This is a genomic window from Streptomyces pseudoechinosporeus, assembly GCF_054783935.1.
Map to the genome: position 1 here is coordinate 82023 of NZ_BAAGPS010000005.1, position 14444 is coordinate 96466.

The 14444-nt window shown below is 66.9% G+C and carries 18 protein-coding genes and 1 pseudogene; 1 reads left to right on the forward strand and 18 read right to left on the reverse strand.

Features of this window, described 5'->3' with window-relative positions:
- Positions 1-141 precede the first annotated feature (141 nt).
- The 14 genes and pseudogenes from ACYVO6_RS06995 to ACYVO6_RS07060 form a co-directional block, all read right to left on the reverse strand.
- Positions 142-1092: a DedA family protein gene (locus ACYVO6_RS06995; RefSeq protein ID WP_461059306.1), complete on the reverse strand. Its 951-nt coding sequence runs from the start codon at positions 1090-1092 to the stop codon at positions 142-144.
- 182 nt (positions 1093-1274) lie between these two features.
- A pseudogene (locus tag ACYVO6_RS07000) lies at positions 1275-1379 on the reverse strand (TipAS antibiotic-recognition domain-containing protein); the annotation flags it as partial.
- A 14-nt stretch (positions 1380-1393) separates the two neighbouring features.
- A complete protein-coding gene (locus ACYVO6_RS07005) occupies positions 1394-1903 on the reverse strand; it encodes a hypothetical protein (RefSeq protein ID WP_461058377.1) in 510 nt (169 codons plus the stop codon).
- Complete coding sequence (locus ACYVO6_RS07010; RefSeq protein ID WP_461058379.1) at positions 1869-2105, reverse strand: hypothetical protein; 237 nt, start codon at positions 2103-2105, stop codon at positions 1869-1871. Before ACYVO6_RS07010 ends, ACYVO6_RS07005 begins: the two co-directional genes overlap by 35 nt.
- On the reverse strand, positions 2086-3618 hold the full coding sequence (locus tag ACYVO6_RS07015) for a hypothetical protein (protein WP_461058381.1): 1533 nt from the start codon (positions 3616-3618) through the stop codon (positions 2086-2088). Before ACYVO6_RS07015 ends, ACYVO6_RS07010 begins: the two co-directional genes overlap by 20 nt.
- On the reverse strand, positions 3615-4331 hold the full coding sequence (locus ACYVO6_RS07020; protein WP_461058383.1) for an ATP-binding cassette domain-containing protein: 717 nt from the start codon (positions 4329-4331) through the stop codon (positions 3615-3617). The genes ACYVO6_RS07015 and ACYVO6_RS07020 overlap by 4 nt, the downstream gene beginning before the upstream one ends.
- Positions 4332-4438: 107 nt before the next feature.
- Positions 4439-4771, reverse strand: a complete 333-nt coding sequence (locus ACYVO6_RS07025; protein WP_461058385.1) for a hypothetical protein — start codon at positions 4769-4771, stop codon at positions 4439-4441.
- A gap of 67 nt (positions 4772-4838) precedes the next feature.
- A complete protein-coding gene (locus tag ACYVO6_RS07030; protein ID WP_461058387.1) occupies positions 4839-5069 on the reverse strand; it encodes a response regulator transcription factor in 231 nt (76 codons plus the stop codon).
- A 585-nt stretch (positions 5070-5654) separates the two neighbouring features.
- A complete protein-coding gene (locus ACYVO6_RS07035) occupies positions 5655-6383 on the reverse strand; it encodes an ABC transporter permease (RefSeq protein WP_461059308.1) in 729 nt (242 codons plus the stop codon).
- A gap of 86 nt (positions 6384-6469) precedes the next feature.
- The gene (locus ACYVO6_RS07040) at positions 6470-7447 is read right to left on the reverse strand and encodes an ATP-binding cassette domain-containing protein (protein WP_461058389.1); all 978 of its coding nucleotides are present in this window, start codon (positions 7445-7447) and stop codon (positions 6470-6472) included.
- A gap of 130 nt (positions 7448-7577) precedes the next feature.
- Complete coding sequence (locus ACYVO6_RS07045; RefSeq protein WP_461058391.1) at positions 7578-8219, reverse strand: PadR family transcriptional regulator; 642 nt, start codon at positions 8217-8219, stop codon at positions 7578-7580.
- 24 nt (positions 8220-8243) lie between these two features.
- The gene (locus ACYVO6_RS07050; protein ID WP_461058393.1) at positions 8244-8792 is read right to left on the reverse strand and encodes a DinB family protein; all 549 of its coding nucleotides are present in this window, start codon (positions 8790-8792) and stop codon (positions 8244-8246) included.
- Between the two features lie 97 nt (positions 8793-8889).
- Positions 8890-10350, reverse strand: coding sequence for an aldehyde dehydrogenase family protein (locus ACYVO6_RS07055; RefSeq protein ID WP_461058396.1), 1461 nt, complete (start codon positions 10348-10350; stop codon positions 8890-8892).
- 156 nt (positions 10351-10506) lie between these two features.
- Positions 10507-11331 (reverse strand): helix-turn-helix domain-containing protein, encoded by an 825-nt coding sequence (locus ACYVO6_RS07060; RefSeq protein WP_461059310.1) that lies wholly within the window; start codon positions 11329-11331, stop codon positions 10507-10509.
- Positions 11332-11686: 355 nt separating this feature from the next.
- Between ACYVO6_RS07060 and ACYVO6_RS07065 the strand changes: the two genes are divergently transcribed.
- Positions 11687-12190 (forward strand): ATP-binding protein, encoded by a 504-nt coding sequence (locus tag ACYVO6_RS07065; RefSeq protein WP_461058397.1) that lies wholly within the window; start codon positions 11687-11689, stop codon positions 12188-12190.
- 66 nt (positions 12191-12256) lie between these two features.
- Here ACYVO6_RS07065 and ACYVO6_RS07070 read toward each other — a convergent pair whose 3' ends face one another.
- The 4 genes from ACYVO6_RS07070 to ACYVO6_RS07085 all read right to left on the reverse strand — a co-directional run bounded on the left by ACYVO6_RS07070 (position 12257) and on the right by ACYVO6_RS07085 (position 14440).
- Positions 12257-12478 (reverse strand): DUF397 domain-containing protein, encoded by a 222-nt coding sequence (locus ACYVO6_RS07070; RefSeq protein ID WP_461059312.1) that lies wholly within the window; start codon positions 12476-12478, stop codon positions 12257-12259.
- Between the two features lie 346 nt (positions 12479-12824).
- Positions 12825-13058, reverse strand: a complete 234-nt coding sequence (gene rpsR / locus ACYVO6_RS07075; RefSeq protein ID WP_461058399.1) for a 30S ribosomal protein S18 — start codon at positions 13056-13058, stop codon at positions 12825-12827.
- 3 nt (positions 13059-13061) lie between these two features.
- The gene (locus tag ACYVO6_RS07080) at positions 13062-14186 is read right to left on the reverse strand and encodes a CobW family GTP-binding protein (RefSeq protein WP_461058401.1); all 1125 of its coding nucleotides are present in this window, start codon (positions 14184-14186) and stop codon (positions 13062-13064) included.
- Positions 14186-14440, reverse strand: a complete 255-nt coding sequence (locus ACYVO6_RS07085; protein WP_033321691.1) for a type B 50S ribosomal protein L31 — start codon at positions 14438-14440, stop codon at positions 14186-14188. Before ACYVO6_RS07085 ends, ACYVO6_RS07080 begins: the two co-directional genes overlap by 1 nt.
- Between the last annotated feature and the right edge of the window lie 4 nt (positions 14441-14444).

Here is a 14444-nt window from a genome sequence, read left to right on the forward strand (position 1 = left end):
TAGCTCGGGGCTACTGGTTCGCTGGCGGCTGCGGGTGCGTTGTGGCTGGTCGCGCCCACGCGGCGGAGCCGCAAATCGATACAGTCCCGCGCCCCTTGGGGGGCCTCCGGCCCCCCGGGTCGCGCCACTGTCCTGGCCCGCTCAGTTCTGCGGGTAGTCCTGACCCTGGCCGTACGGGTAGCCCTGACCCTGCGGGTACTGCTGGCCCTGCGGGTACTGCTGGCCCTGGGGGTATTGCTGCCCCTGCGGGTACTGGGCGGCATAGGGCGGCTGGCCCTGCTGCTGCCCGTAGCCCTGATCCGAACCGTACGGGGGCTGCTGTTGCGGCTGCTGCTGCGGGTAGCCGCCGTATCCCTGGTCCTGACCCTGGTGACCGTACGTCTGGTCCTGGTGGGCCGGCGGTACGCGGCGCAGCTGGGTCGTCGCGTCATCCATCGCGGGCGTCGCCTCCGGAGCCTGGGGCGGGTTCTTCTTCGACTTTCCGCGTGCCTTCAGGATCTCGATGATGATCGGCAGCACGGACAGGAAGACGATCAGGATGAGGATCGCCTCGATGTTCTTCTGCACGAAGTCGATCTCGCCCAGCCAGGAGCCAAGCAGCGTGACGCCCGCGCCCCAGAGGATGCCGCCGAGGATGTTGAACGTGAGGAACGAGCGGTACCGCATGCCGCTGACGCCCGCGATGATCGGCGTGAACGTCCGCACGATGGGCACGAAGCGGGCCAAGACAAGGGACTTGGGCCCGTACTTCTCGAAGAAATCGTGGGCCTTGACCACGTTCTCCTGCTTGAAGAGACGGGAGTCCGGGCGCTTGAACAGCGCGGGCCCGACCTTCTTGCCGAACATGTAGCCCGCCTGGTCACCGAGGATTGCGGCGACGCAGATCAGGATGACGGCCGCCCACAGCGGGAAGTCCAGCTGGTCCGAGGCGATCAGCAGCCCCGCCGTGAACAGCAGCGAGTCACCCGGCAGGAAGAAGCCGATGAGCAGGCCCGACTCGGCGAAGACGATGATCAGCAGTCCCCAGATGCCGAACGTGTCGAGCAGATAGTCCGGATCCAACCAGCTTGGTCCAAGGGCAAGCGTCACGATCCGGGCTCCTGAAGGGTGAAGGAAGGTGCAGACGGTTCTGCATCGGGCAACCAAAGCTATCAACGCAATGCGTCTACGCCGGGTTCCACCGACCCTTCCAGGATGCGCTGTGAGACAACTGGGACAAGCCTGGGAGCTCTCACCGTGGTGCCGGCCCGGGGAGTGACCCCGGGCCGGCCCTCCTACGCGTGCCGCGCGGCATTCGCAAGGATCGCCTCGCGGAGGTGGACCGCGAGTCCCGGCTTCGCGGCGTCTACGGACGCGGTGAACCGTTCGTCGGCGACGTGTCTTCTGGCTGTCGTCATGTCGCGCGGAAGCTGTGCCAAAGGGCCCGGCCGTCGCCGAAGAACGGCAGCAGGAACACGATGTGCGCGAGGTACCACCAGGCCAAGGACCGGTCGAGTCCGGGGAGCCACAGGAGAGCGCCCACCGCGATACAGGCAGACGGTCCGGCCAGGGCCACGACAGCTGTCTGCCACGCTGTCATGACGCCTTCCGGGATCACCGACGTGCGCCATGCTGTCCGCTCGATCGTGATGTGAGTGACCGTGCGGATCCGTTTGAGGACGAGAGCGTGTGCCGACTCGTGCAGGGCGAACGGGGCCACGAGGCCCAGGGTGGCTGGTTTGACCAGCACTGTCCACGCCATCTCGGCCGGTACCGGATCACCGGAGCGCGCCCTCCAGGCCAGAGCCACGGCCAGGAGGACACCGGCGAACGCCAGCAGTGGCCACACCTGGGCGGCCACCGTCCAGCCAACGGTGCGGATCTTCAGGTCAGTTGCCGGGCATCTCGTTGAGGAGCTGGTCACGGCGCTGCTTCAACCCCCGGTAGATGATCTGGACCATCGTCAAGGCGACGGTGAGTACGAGGAACAGGGCGATGACCGGGACCGGGTTGTCGACGCCGGTGGTGATGCTCGTTGCCCCGTTGGCCTTGTCCACCGTCTCGAAGACCAACGACCCGAAGAACGCTTTCCGTTCGCCGACGTCGTCACTTCCCGTTGAGAACATGAGGGTGAGCAGGGTCGCCGCTACCGTGACCAGCGTGAGCAGCGCGGCCCCTATGGCGGCCTTCACGACCGACCGTGCCTTGAGCATTCCTTCTCCTCGACTCGCTTGTGTGGATTCCTTGCACCGCGTACCAGACGAACGCGACGGCCGCCCCGGCAAGGCAGGCCATCACCGCCCAGGGCGGGAGATTGAGCAGGCCCAGCCCGATCACTGACAGGCCCAGAACGATGGCGACCACGGACAGCCCCAGGAACACGGAGAACGGATTGTCCTTCTCCGCCGGGAACACGATGCTGATACACGTGGTCATGACCGCCCCGCCGAGACAGCTCGCCAGAACCGTTGCGCTGGAGAGAAACCGGTCCGGGTAGATCGCCGCCGTGACCGCGAGAGCGGGCACGGCGAACACCGCGAGCAAGACCAACTGCGCCCTGATGAGCCGTACGTAGACCCGCCAGGCCGACGCCTGGGTGCCGGGCAGCATCCGCAACGGCTGGGTGGCGGTGAACTGATACAGGCCACCGAAGGACAGGGCAGCAAGCCCCCACATCGGGTTCATCGAGGGCTTGGCCAGCAGGATGTAGACGAAAACCGCGACCGCCATCGCGGCGGCGGCAACGGTCTGTGCGCTGCGCAGCAGACACCAGTCATAAGGTCCCAGAACGCCTCGCAGCCGTACGCTTCCGGGAAGTTTCAGGTAGCGGGACTGGCGTACATGCTGGTTCGGGGAGAGCGCGAAGGCCAGGGCCGTGAGCACGGCCGACAACGCCACCGCGGCGGCCAGAGTCAGCCAGGGCCCGTGCTCGTTCCACGCCCAGGACACCGACGTGGCCCACGTGTACTCAGTCCGCTTGTCCAGATACGCACCGGAGATGTCCTGGACCATCGGTACCATCTGCGCGGAGTAGTAGGCCAGCGCCGCGAACAGGACAAGCACGTTGAGGATGCCCGCCATCCGGCTGAGCCCTATCAGCATCCACATCCGGGTCAGCAGCTGGTACAGAACAGACAGCACCAGGTAAGTCAGGACGACCGGCAGGATGACCGATGCCGTTATGTATCCGGTCGCGGACGGGCCGAGGAGGATCAGCGCGCTGACACAGAGGGAGACCAGGCCGGCAGCGGCCACGATGGCGGTCATCGCCGCTTCGTACATGAGGAACGCCGTCGAGCGTTCCCGGTTGGTGACCGGTAGCTGATAGCTGAGCTGGAGCATCCCTTCGGCGTTGATGAACAGCACCTTCACCAGCAGGAACGCGATCTGTACCCACAGTAGGAGGGACACCGTCGAGGTGTTGAACATCAGCCGCCACACGGCGGCTTCGGTGGCCAGGGGGCGCAGGAAGAAATAGGCGGCGGTGCACATGACGCCCAGGAGCAGGACGGCCGCCGCCATGACGAATACTCTGACCGGGGTGGACTTCAGGACTCCGGCCCGCAGTACCCGGCGGCGGAAGAAGACGAGGAGCATCTGAGCCAGGACCGCGGACTGCCTCAGCCGTACCGCCGTCACCGCTGGGACGTTTCGAGGTAGTCGAACACCATGGCGGCCAGCGATCCGTGTTCTTCGACCAGATCCTTCGTCGGCTCGTCGTACACCACGTGGCCCAGGTCGAGGAAGAGGGTGCGGTCGGCCAGGCGTTCCAGCACGGCGAAGTCGTGCGTGCACAGAAGGATCGAGCGGCCCCCGTCGCGAACCCGCCGGAACTCTTTCTCGGCGAGGTGCAGCGCTTCCAGGTCGATGCCGTTGAGGGTCTCGTCGATGATGGTCAGCGGCCGGCGCATGACGAGCGCGGACACCAGCTGCGTCTTCTTACGCATGCCGTGGGAGTAGTCCTCGATGAGATGGTCGTAACGGCCCTCCATCGAGAACTTACGGAACAGGCCGATGACCTCATCGTGGTCGACATCGAGGTCGAACAGTTTGCCCATCATGGAGATGTACTCGCGGGCGGTGAGGAACTCGGGCAGGTAGTCGTTGCTGGACAGATACATGCCCAGCTGCTTCGCCTCGGGCCGGGCGTGCTCATGGCCGCCGATCCGGATGGCCCCGGACTGAAGGCGTACGAGGTCGAAGATGTTCCTGATCAATGTGGACTTGCCGGAGCCGTTGGGTCCGACGAGACCGACGATCGTGCCTTCCTCGACCGTGAACGACACATCCGACAGGACGTTGACAATGCCGTCATAGGAGTAGCTGACGTCGTTGACATTCAGGAGAGACACTGTCGCGTTGATCCTTTACCGAGTCGGTCAACCAGGGAGGTGCCCAGGAAGCCCGGGTACTTCCGGGCGAGCTTCCTGGGCACCTGGCAAACACAGCCGTCAGGCGGCTACACGCATTCGGCGCTGACCTTCAGGCCGAAGTTCTTGAAGGACCAGTTGCCGGTGAAGCTCTTGTCCTTCTTCACCACACACCAAATGACCAGGCCGGCGAAGATGGTGGCACCCAGGGCGAGGATGACAGCGGTGAAGATCAGGAACCAGGCGTCGTAGCGGACGAGGCCCTTGTCGACCTTCGTTCTGATCGACGTGATGGCACGTGCGGGCGCCGTGGTCGCAGCCACGTACGCGCCGATCGACGCGTTCGTGTAGGCGCTGACGGCCTTCGCCTGTACCGATTCGTCAGCAGCTATGGGTTCCCGTACCAGAGTTGACGCAGACACAGTTGTGCTCTCCTGTGGTTGGGGTGATGTTGACTCGGTGAAGGTGTCATGCGCCTGACGAGGGACGCTAGTGTCCTGAAGGGCACCCCGCGGAGCACTTCCTGAGTATCGCGATGACGGCTGCTTCCGCCCGCGACGCGATCTCCAGCTTGATGAAGACGCTGGTGACATGCTTCTTCACGGTCCGTTCCGTGATGCAGAGACGGTCGGCTATCACCGTGTTCGACTGGCAATCACCCAGCGCGGCGAGGACCTCGCGCTCGCGCTCCGTCAGGAGAGACAGGTCTACGTCACGCACCCATGACGGGATACTGAACTCGCCGCAGCAGGCGCGAGTCTCTTCATGATCATTATTTCTGTCTGATGGCTGTCTCAATTTCGATCCCCCGTGACGACGGTCAACCGCCCGTTCGTTCAACTGCACATGACCCGGGCGGTTTGGTCAGAACCGCTGGCTAGTGGCAGCGGTCACCTTAGGCATGGCGTGAACAGCGCGGCAAGATAGTGACGTTGGGCCGGCACCCATGCGACGCCGCAGGTTAAGCCCGGCGGAATCATGGACGAACTGCATGCATGTGAGTCATCTGCGTGGAGTTTCCACGAAGCGGAATGATGAGCGCCGTATTGCGTGTGCAACCGGTGGCCGAAACGCGATGGGTCCATGGCTCCGCCTCAGGCGGCCACTCTCAGCCGTCCCACATCCGTTGACGCACGACACGGATGCGGCGACGGGGTTCCACCACTGAGGCGCCCGACCAGGCCGCAGGAACGTTGCCTCCTCGCTTTCCCCGTCGAAATCGACCTGCACGGCTTGCTCGAAGCCTGACAACGACCTCCCAGGACGATGGGGCCCCGTCGTCCGACGGGGCCCCATCTCCTTTGCCTACCGGCTGAGCCGCCCGAATCTCCGCACCGCCAACGGGAAGAACACCGCCAGCAGGGCGAGCGGCCAGATGATCGCCGCCCAGACGTGGCCGGGCTCGCCGCCGGGGCTGCCGAGCAGTTCCCGTACCGCTGTGGCCGTGTGCGACATCGGGTTCCACTCGACCACCGTTCCCAGCCAGCCCGGCATGGACTCCGGGACCGCGAACGCGTTGGACAGGAAACCGACCGGCCAGACCAGGATCTGCACGGCCTGCACCAACTCCGGCTTTCCGGCCACCATGGCCAGCTGGATGCCGATCCACAGCATTGCGAACCGGAACAGCAGCAGCAGCCCCACGGCCCCCAGGAAGGACCCGAACGTGCCGTGCGCACGCCAGCCGAGCGTGTACGCGACTCCGATCAGCACGGCCAGACCCACCGCCGACTGGAGCATGTCGGCGGCCGAACGGCCCACCAAGACCGCCCCGTTGGTCATCGGCATCGACCGGAAGCGGTCGATCACCCCCTTGTTGAGGTCCTGGGTGACGGCGATCATCGTGGCCTCCAGGCCGAAGGCCATCGTCAGCGCCAGCATCCCGGGCACCAGGAAGTCGATGTAGTCGCCCTCGACGCCCCGTCCGCCGCCGACCAGATAGCCGAACATCACCAGCAGCATCACGGGGAACACGAGCCCGACGACCATCTGTACCGGTTGCCGCGCCCAGTGGGCGAGTTCGCGCCGGGTCATGGTCCAGCAGTCGGTGAGGACGTACGCCCACGCCCCGCCACGGCTCGTCTCGTACGTCGCCACGCGGCTCTCTTCGTACGTCGTACTCACACGGCCTCCTTCACAGCGTGGTCGCGGTGGTCGTCTCCTGTGGGGTCGCCTCCCGTGAGGTGCAGGAACACCTCGTCCAGCGTCGGCCGCCGCAGGGCGATGTCCTCCGCCTCGATCCCGGCCTCCTCCAGGGCGCGTACGGCCCCGGCGAGCGCCGCCATGCGGTCGGTGACCGGGGCGCTGAGGAGGCGGCGGTCGGCGTCGACGGAGATCTCGGCCTTCTCGAAGGGCAACAGGGCGACGGTGGCGCCGAGTTGGCCGCCGTCCCGCAGGACCACGTCGATCCGGTCGCCGCCCGTCTTCGTCTTCAGCTCGTCCGCCGTGCCGTCCGCGATGACCCGGCCCCGATCGACGACCGAGATGCGGTCGGCGAGCTGGTCGGCCTCCTCCAGGTACTGCGTGGTGAGCAGTACGGTCGTGCCGCCGCCGACCAGGGAGCGCACCGCGCCCCACACCTCCGCGCGGCCCCGCGGGTCGAGCCCTGTCGTCGGTTCGTCCAGGAAGAGCACCTCCGGCTCCGTGATGAGGGAGGCGGCGAGGTCCAGTCGGCGCCGCATGCCGCCGCTGTACTGCTTCACCGCCTTGCGGCCCGTGTCCGCGAGACCGAAGCGCTCCAGAAGCTCGTCGGCCCGCACGCGCGCGTGCCGGGCGCCCAGGTGGTACAGGCGCCCGAACATCTCCAGGTTCTGCCGTCCGCCGAGTTCCTCGTCGAGCGCGGCGTGCTGGCCGAGCAGGCCGATGCGCCGCCGTACCCGGCCGGCCTCCCGCACGACGTCGTACCCGGCGACCTCCGCACGCCCCTCGTCCGGCCGCAGCAGCGTGGTCAGCACGCGCACCGCGGTGGTCTTGCCGGCACCGTTCGGCCCGAGCAGACCGTGGACGGTGCCGCTCCGCACCGCCAGATCCAGCCCGTCCAGGGCCGCCTTGTCCCCGTATCGCTTCCGCACGCTCTCGACGACGATCGCGTCGGTCATCCGGCTCCCTTCGGTTCAACTTAGTCAAACTTGACTAGTAGCTTGCCGGTGAAGGGTATGCCCACCGAACCAATTAGTCAAACTTGATTAATCCCAGCCGGCTGAGCACGCTCGACCCCACACGCCCGACTCAACGCGCGTCCCCCGGATGCCGCTCCCCCGTCGCGTACGGATTCTCCTGGCCCTCCGCGAGCACCCCCACGAACGCCTCCCCCTCGCCCGCGAAGGTGTACGCCCCGCCCCGGATCCGCTCGATCAGGCCGCGGGTCCACTCGGCGCCCGTGTCGGCCGAGTGGACCCAGAAGTTCATGATCTCGCCGATGTGGCCGAGCTGTGCGGGGCCGTCCTCGGGCGTGTAGTACTCGGTGACGGCCTTGCGCCACTCCTCTATGGCGAGCACCCGTTCCTCGAGGAGTTCGAGGACCTCCTCGCGGTCCAGGTCGACCATGAAGCCGAGTGCGGCCGAGAGCACGTCCGGCCTCTGGTCGTACGCGGTCAGGGACCCGCGGAGCAGCGTGAGGAACTCCTCGGTGCCCTTCTCCGTGATCTCGTACTCGGTGCGCGGCGGGCCGCCGGCCGTGGAGGGCGCGATCTCGTGCGCGTGCAGCAGGCCCTGCTTCGCCATCTGCTTGAGCGCGTGATAGATCGAGCCCGGCTTGGCGTTGGACCACTCGTGCGCGCCCCAGTACTCCAGGTCGTTGCGCACTTGGTAGCCGTGGGCCCGGCCGTGCTGACGGACGGCACCGAGAACGAGAAGACGGATCGCTGACATGGGGCCAGCGTAGAACCGCGGGCGTCAGCCCCAACTCGTGCCCTGCTCCAGGGCGACGAGCTCGAAGGCCGTCTTCCCGTCCAGGGACTCGCGGATGATGTCGGCGTGACCGGCATGCCGGGCGGTCTCGCGAATCAGGTGAAGTGCGAGCCAGCGCATCGAGACTCGCCCCTCCGGCGGGAACCAGGGTGCCTCCGGCAGCGGAAAGGTGTCGTCGAGGCTGGGCACCGACCGGATGAACGCCTCCGTCTCGGCCGCGACCTTCTCCCAGTACGCGAGCTGCGACTCGACCGTCTCGTCACCCGCGAGCTGGAAACACTCGTGCCAGTTCGACTCGTCCCGGTGCACCGCGGGGGCCTCCTGCCTGGCCCGCGCGATCCACCCCTGCTCAACCTCGGCAACATGCTTGACCAGCCCCGCGAGCGACAACTCACTGACACTGGGCCGCGAAGCCGCCTGCTCCTCGCTCAGCCCGAGCACCGCCCGGCGAATACCCCCACGCTGCTCCTCCAGAAAGGAGAGCAGCGCCCCACGCTCATCGCCCTGCGCCTCTACGGCTACGTGAGCAACCATGACCGGCCGCCTTTCGTCGGTACGTCCTCTTGCCTGACACCGACGAAGCTATGGGCTATGTAGGTCAGGCCCTGTCCGCTAGAGGCCGCCGAAGGGCTCAGAACGGAAAGAAACTCCGCCCATGCTGCACAGAGATCCACTTCTGCGTCGTGAACGCCTCGATCGTCGCCTCGCCGTTCAGGCGGCCGATGCCCGAGGACTTTTCGCCGCCGAAGGCGACCAGGGGCTCGTCGTGGACGGTGCCGTCGTTCACGTGGAACATGCCTGTGTCGATCTGCTGGGCGAAGGAGACGCCGCGCTCGATGTTGGCGGTGTGCACGGCGCCGCTCAGGCCGTACGGGGTGTCGTTGACGAGGCGTACGGCCTCCTCCTCGCCGTCGAACGGGATGAGAAGCGCGACCGGGCCGAAGATCTCCTGCTGGAGGATCGCCGAGTCAGCGGGCAGGCCCGTCAGGACGCTCGGCTCGACGAGGTTGTCGGTGGTGGAGCCGTGCACGAGTGCGGTGGCGCCCTCGGCGATCGCCTGGTCGACGGCGCCCGAAATGGCGTCCGCCTGCGAGGAGTTGATGACCGGGCCGATGACCGTCTGCGGGTCGCGCGGGTCGCCCGCCTTCAAGGTCTTCACCTTGGCGACGAACTTCTCGGTGAACTCCGCCTCGAGCGAGCGGTCCACGAGCACCCGGTTGGCGGCCATGCAGACCTGGCCCTGGTGGACGTACCGGCTGAAGACGGCCGCGTCGACCGCGTAGTCGATGTCGGCGTCGTCGAGGACCACCAGGGCGCTGTTGCCGCCGAGTTCGAGGACGGCGCGCTTGAACTGCGAGGCGCAGACCGTGGCGACGTGGCGGCCCACCTTGTCGGAGCCGGTGAAGGAGATGACCTTGGGGATCGGGTGCTCGATAAAGGCGTCGCCGATCTCCGCGATGTCGGTGATCACGACGTTCAGCAGGCCGGCCGGTAGCCCCGCGTCCTCGAAGATCTTCGCGACCAGGGAGCCACCGCAGATCGGCGTGTTCTGGTGCGGCTTGAGGACCACGGCGTTGCCCAGCGCCAGGGCGGGCGCGACGGACTTCAGCGACAGCAGGAAGGGGAAGTTGAAGGGGCTGATCACACCGACGACGCCGACCGGGACGCGGTAGACGCGGTTCTCCTTGCCGTCGATCGGCGAGGGGATGATCCGGCCCTCGGGACGCAGCGCCACATTGATCGCCTCGCGCAGGAACTCCTTGGCGAGGTGGAGTTCGAAGCCCGCCTTCAGATGCGTACCGCCGAGCTCGGCGATGATCGTCTCGGTGATCTCCTGCTCGCGGTCCTCGATGATCCGCAGAGCCTTCTCGAACACGGCGCGCCGCGCGTACGCGTTGGTCGCCGCCCACTCCTTCTGGACCCGGGCAGCGGCCTTGTAGGCCTGATCCACCTCGTCGACCGTGGCTATGGTGATCGACGCCAGCTTCTCGCCGTCGTACGGATTGAAGTCGATGATGTCCCAGGACCCCGTCCCCGGACGCCACTCTCCGTCGATGTACTGCTGAGCCAGGTCCGTGAAGTAGGACGACATGTGCCCCTCAATCCCTTACTGCCGGGGCGGATCCCGCCGATGGCAGACACCCGCAGACACCCGATCCGTGTCAAGGCTGATCACACGTCATCGTACTTGTGTTTCAAGGGACTTGAAGGGACTTGGAGAACCCTCTGGGAGAACCTGTGAAGACTTTCAGGACAGTTGCAGCAGGCCCCGCAGCACGTCCCGGCTCTCGTTCGGCGCCGGGCTGTCGTCCTGGAGCTGCTGCATCGCCTTCCCGTACTGGGTGACATCCTCCTGCTTGTCCAGATACAGCGCGCTGGTGAGCTGCTCCAGATAGACCACGTCGGACAGATCGGACTCGGGGAAGGTGAGCACCGTGAAGGCGCCGCTCTCGCCGGCGTGCCCGCCGAAGCTGAACGGCATGACCTGAAGCCGTACGTTCGGCCGCTCGGACACCTCGATCAGATGCTGGAGCTGCCCCCGCATCACTTCCCGGTCGCCGTACGGGCGTCGCAGTGCCGCTTCGTCGAGTACGACATGGAAGTCCGGGGCGTTCTCGGACACCAGGTACTTCTGGCGCTCCATGCGCAGCGCCACCCGCTTGTCGATGTCGGTCACGCTCGCGTTCTTCATGCCGCGCTGGACGACCGCGTGCGCGTACGCCTCGGTCTGCAACAGGCCGTGCACGAACTGCACTTCGTACGACCGGATCAGGGACGCGGCGCCCTCCAGGCCGACATAGGTCGGGAACCAGGTGGGCAGCACGTCCGAGTAACTGTGCCACCAGCCCGCGACGTTGGCCTCCTTGGCGAGGGAGAGCAGTGAGTTGCGCTCCGACTCGTCGGTGATGCCGTACAGCGTCAACAGATCCTCGACGTCACGCGTTTTGAAGCTCACCCTCCCCAGCTCCATGCGGCTGATCTTCGACTCGGAGGCCCGGATCGAGTATCCGGCCGCCTCTCGCGTGATCCCCCGCGACTCCCGCAGTCGCCTGAGTTGCGAGCCGAGCAGCATGCGACGTACCACCGATCCCGACTCTTGCGCGCTCACGTTCGTCAACCTCCCCAACCGTCTTCAGGGGCCGCAGTCTGCCACTAAAACACTCCACGGTGTACTCGTTCGGTTACACAAACGGCAAGACCTACAGAGCAGTTGCACAGGAAGTGGCAAGGAGAAGACCAGCCAGAGGGAAGCCAGGCGAAGAAAACAGCAAGAAGATGGCGGAAAAAATGAGCAAGAAGTGGTACGTCAAGGTCTAATTCAGGCGCGTGCACGTGCATCTGCCCTTGCATCTGCCGTAAGCATTCGGAACCATGGTCCCGCGCCACCGCTGCATCGCAACGACCGCGAATTCCCGGGAGTGCCTCGCATGGGGATGAATGGATCGACCATGCTCGAGCCGTTACGGCAGGGGCTTCCGCCGCTGGATCCCGCGGCCGTGTCCAACGCCGCTTCTTGTGCTCTGCCCGCCCGCTACGAAGCGGTGCGCGACGCACGGAAGTTTACGCGTGGAACCCTGGACGAGTGGGACATAGGCGACCGCTTCGACGACGTGTGCCTGGTCGTCTCCGAACTCGTCACCAACGCGCTGCGGCATGCGCTGCCCGCGGACACCCCGCGTCGGCCCGAGCCCGAGCAGGGTCCGCCCGTGCGGCTGCACTTGATGCACTGGACCGAGAGACTCGTGTGCGCCGTGCGCGACCCCAGTCACGACAGTCCGGTGGCGCGCGACTCGGACGACTTCTCGGCGGAGTCGGGGCGCGGCCTGTTCCTGGTGGACTCGTTCGCCGACAGCTGGGGGTGGCACCCGCTCGCGGGCACGCTCAACGGCAAGGTCGTATGGGCGCTGTTCCGGCTCCAGCCGGCCGGCTGAGGAACCGCGGCGTTTTTTCGCGCCGCGGTTCTACGCGCGTTACGGTGCGTGAGAGGGCGATCGCCCTCAGCTGCCCGCCACCAGGTGGTCGAACTCGCCGTCCTTGATGCCCAGGAGCATGGCCTCGATCTCGGCGGGCGTGTAGACGAGCGCGGGCCCGTCCGGGAAGCGCGAGTTGCGCACCGCCACCTCGCCTCCGGGCAGCCGGGCGAACTCCACGCAGGAGCCCTGCGAGTTGCTGTGCCTGCTCTTCTGCCAGGCCGCCCCATTCAGCTCCGTGGCAGCCATGCCGTTGTACACGTCGTGGTCCACAGGTCGCTCCCTGGTGGCGCAGTTGGCGTCTTGGTGCCAGTGATGCAGCGGTCAACTGACCCGGATCATAGCCCTCTTCACGTGCGGATGCATGGGCAGATGCACGTGCACGCGCGGTGGTCCTGCGGTTACAGCTCCACGCATCGTCCGGGCGGCGTTCATCCGGGCCGAACTACTCGAAATCCCTCGCACATAGGAAGAGACGTATGCCACGCCATTCGTGTTCCATTGAACGGCCGTCAATCTGACCGGCCGTCAAAGACAGCGGCCCTCCGCCGGCGGCAAATACCGCTGGTGGAGGGCCTGCTGGGGTGGGGCGGAACTACCGTGACGCGTACGGCAACAGCGCCATCTCCCGTGCGTTCTTGATCGCGCGAGCCAGCCGCCGCTGTTGCTGAGAAGAAACCCGGGTGACGCGGCGACTGCGGATCTTGCCCCGGTCCGAGATGAACCTCCTCAGGAGGTCGGTGTCCTTGTAGTCGATGTAGGTGATGCCTGCGGCGTCCAGGGGGTTGGGGCGGGACTTCTGGGGCTTGCGTTCGGGCTTGCGGGGCATGGGTCAGACCTCCAGGAGGGTGTCGAAGGCGGGCGGGAGCTGTTTCCAGGCGGTGCGGCCCGCCGCGTACTCCGCGTCGGTCAACAGGCAGGATTCGAGGAGCCGTTCAAGACCGTCGCGGTCCAGACCCGGGGATGTGAAGACCAGGTGCTGGCAGCAGTCGCCGTGCTCCGGGTGCCAGTCGAGGGCCGCCGCGGCGCGGCGCACCGGCGGCACCATCTCCCAGGCCGCGTCCGGCAGGGAGGCCAGCCAGGGGCCCGCGTTCTCGACGCACAGGGCGCCCCCGGCCGCGTCCCAGTGCAGCAGCGTGTCGGGCCGGTCGGCGAGCCAGAACCGCCCACGGCTACGGGCCGCCGCACAGGTCACGTCCTCCAGTGCCGCGTACAGCCGCTCCGGGTGGAAGGGACGCCGACGGTGCCATACGAGGGTGGATACGCCGCACTCGTCGGCCTCGGTCGGCAGCAGCGCACAGGCCGGGTGCTGGGCGGCAGCGGCGGCTTCCACGTCGAAGCCGGCCAGTGCGGCACCCGCCAAGTCACCGTGGCCGAGCGGGACTTGGCGGGCGGTCGGATGGAGCTGGGCCAGCAGCGCCCGGTCCTCGTCGTCGGCCGCTTCGGACTCAGCGACGGCGAGCACGGGCGCGTACTCCAGCTGACGCGCGAACGTGTCGGCGATGGTGCGCTGGTCGGTGGCGGCAGCGGCGAGGCCCGCCTCCGCGAGGTCGTCGCCGTTGCCGAGATACGGCAGCACCAGCGCGGGGTCGACGGCAGTGATCACGCCGGTCAGCCGGAGCCCGGCGCCCGCGACGACCTCGGCCATCGCCTTGGGCTCGACCGACTCCCACAGCTCGACAACCGCGAGCCGGGTCGTCCCGTCCTCCGCGAGCCGCTCCAGCTCCGGCACCAGGTCCTCGCGCAGCGCACAGCACGCGCAGTCGTTGACGAGCGGCGCCTCACCGATCGACACCGGGCCGCCGCTGTTGCGGATCGTGCGAACGACCGTGCCCTGCACGGCCGTCGCGAGGTCATGGTGCAGCGCGACGGCCCCCGGAACGTCCGCGAGCAGCCGGTCGACGGCCGCCCTGCGGGCATCGGCGTGCAGTCCGCCGACGATGGCGACGGACAGCATCAGCCGGCCTCGCGCTTGCCGTACCGCTTCTCGAAGCGCTCCACACGGCCCGCCGTGTCCAGTACGCGGGCCGTCCCCGTGTAGAAGGGGTGGCTCACGTTCGAGATCTCGACGTCGACGACCGGGTAGGTGTTGCCGTCCTCCCACTCGATCGTCTTCTCGCTCGTCATGGTCGAGCGGGTCAGGAAGGCGTAGTCGGCGGCACGGTCGCGGAAGACGACAGGGCCGTACGCCGGGTGAATCCCCTCACGCATCGGG

What these genes read in the sequence shown, in the direction of transcription:
- rpsR (WP_461058399.1), bottom strand. Translation starts at nt 13,058, where the DNA reads ATGCCCCGCAAGCCCGAACGCAAGCCCCAGAAGTCCCGCCCCAACCCC.
- ACYVO6_RS07035 (WP_461059308.1), bottom strand. Translation starts at nt 6,383, where the DNA reads ATGACCCGGCGCGAACTCGCCCACTGGGCGCGGCAACCGGTACAGATG.
- ACYVO6_RS07045 (WP_461058391.1), bottom strand. Translation starts at nt 8,219, where the DNA reads ATGTCAGCGATCCGTCTTCTCGTTCTCGGTGCCGTCCGTCAGCACGGC.
- ACYVO6_RS07055 (WP_461058396.1), bottom strand. Translation starts at nt 10,350, where the DNA reads ATGTCGTCCTACTTCACGGACCTGGCTCAGCAGTACATCGACGGAGAG.
- ACYVO6_RS07060 (WP_461059310.1), bottom strand. Translation starts at nt 11,331, where the DNA reads ATGCTGCTCGGCTCGCAACTCAGGCGACTGCGGGAGTCGCGGGGGATC.
- ACYVO6_RS07040 (WP_461058389.1), bottom strand. Translation starts at nt 7,447, where the DNA reads ATGACCGACGCGATCGTCGTCGAGAGCGTGCGGAAGCGATACGGGGAC.
- ACYVO6_RS07065 (WP_461058397.1), top strand. Translation starts at nt 11,687, where the DNA reads ATGGGGATGAATGGATCGACCATGCTCGAGCCGTTACGGCAGGGGCTT.
- ACYVO6_RS07070 (WP_461059312.1), bottom strand. Translation starts at nt 12,478, where the DNA reads ATGGCTGCCACGGAGCTGAATGGGGCGGCCTGGCAGAAGAGCAGGCAC.
- ACYVO6_RS07085 (WP_033321691.1), bottom strand. Translation starts at nt 14,440, where the DNA reads ATGCGTGAGGGGATTCACCCGGCGTACGGCCCTGTCGTCTTCCGCGAC.
- ACYVO6_RS07010 (WP_461058379.1), bottom strand. Translation starts at nt 2,105, where the DNA reads ATGTTCTCAACGGGAAGTGACGACGTCGGCGAACGGAAAGCGTTCTTC.
- ACYVO6_RS07050 (WP_461058393.1), bottom strand. Translation starts at nt 8,792, where the DNA reads ATGGTTGCTCACGTAGCCGTAGAGGCGCAGGGCGATGAGCGTGGGGCG.
- ACYVO6_RS07080 (WP_461058401.1), bottom strand. Translation starts at nt 14,186, where the DNA reads ATGCTGTCCGTCGCCATCGTCGGCGGACTGCACGCCGATGCCCGCAGG.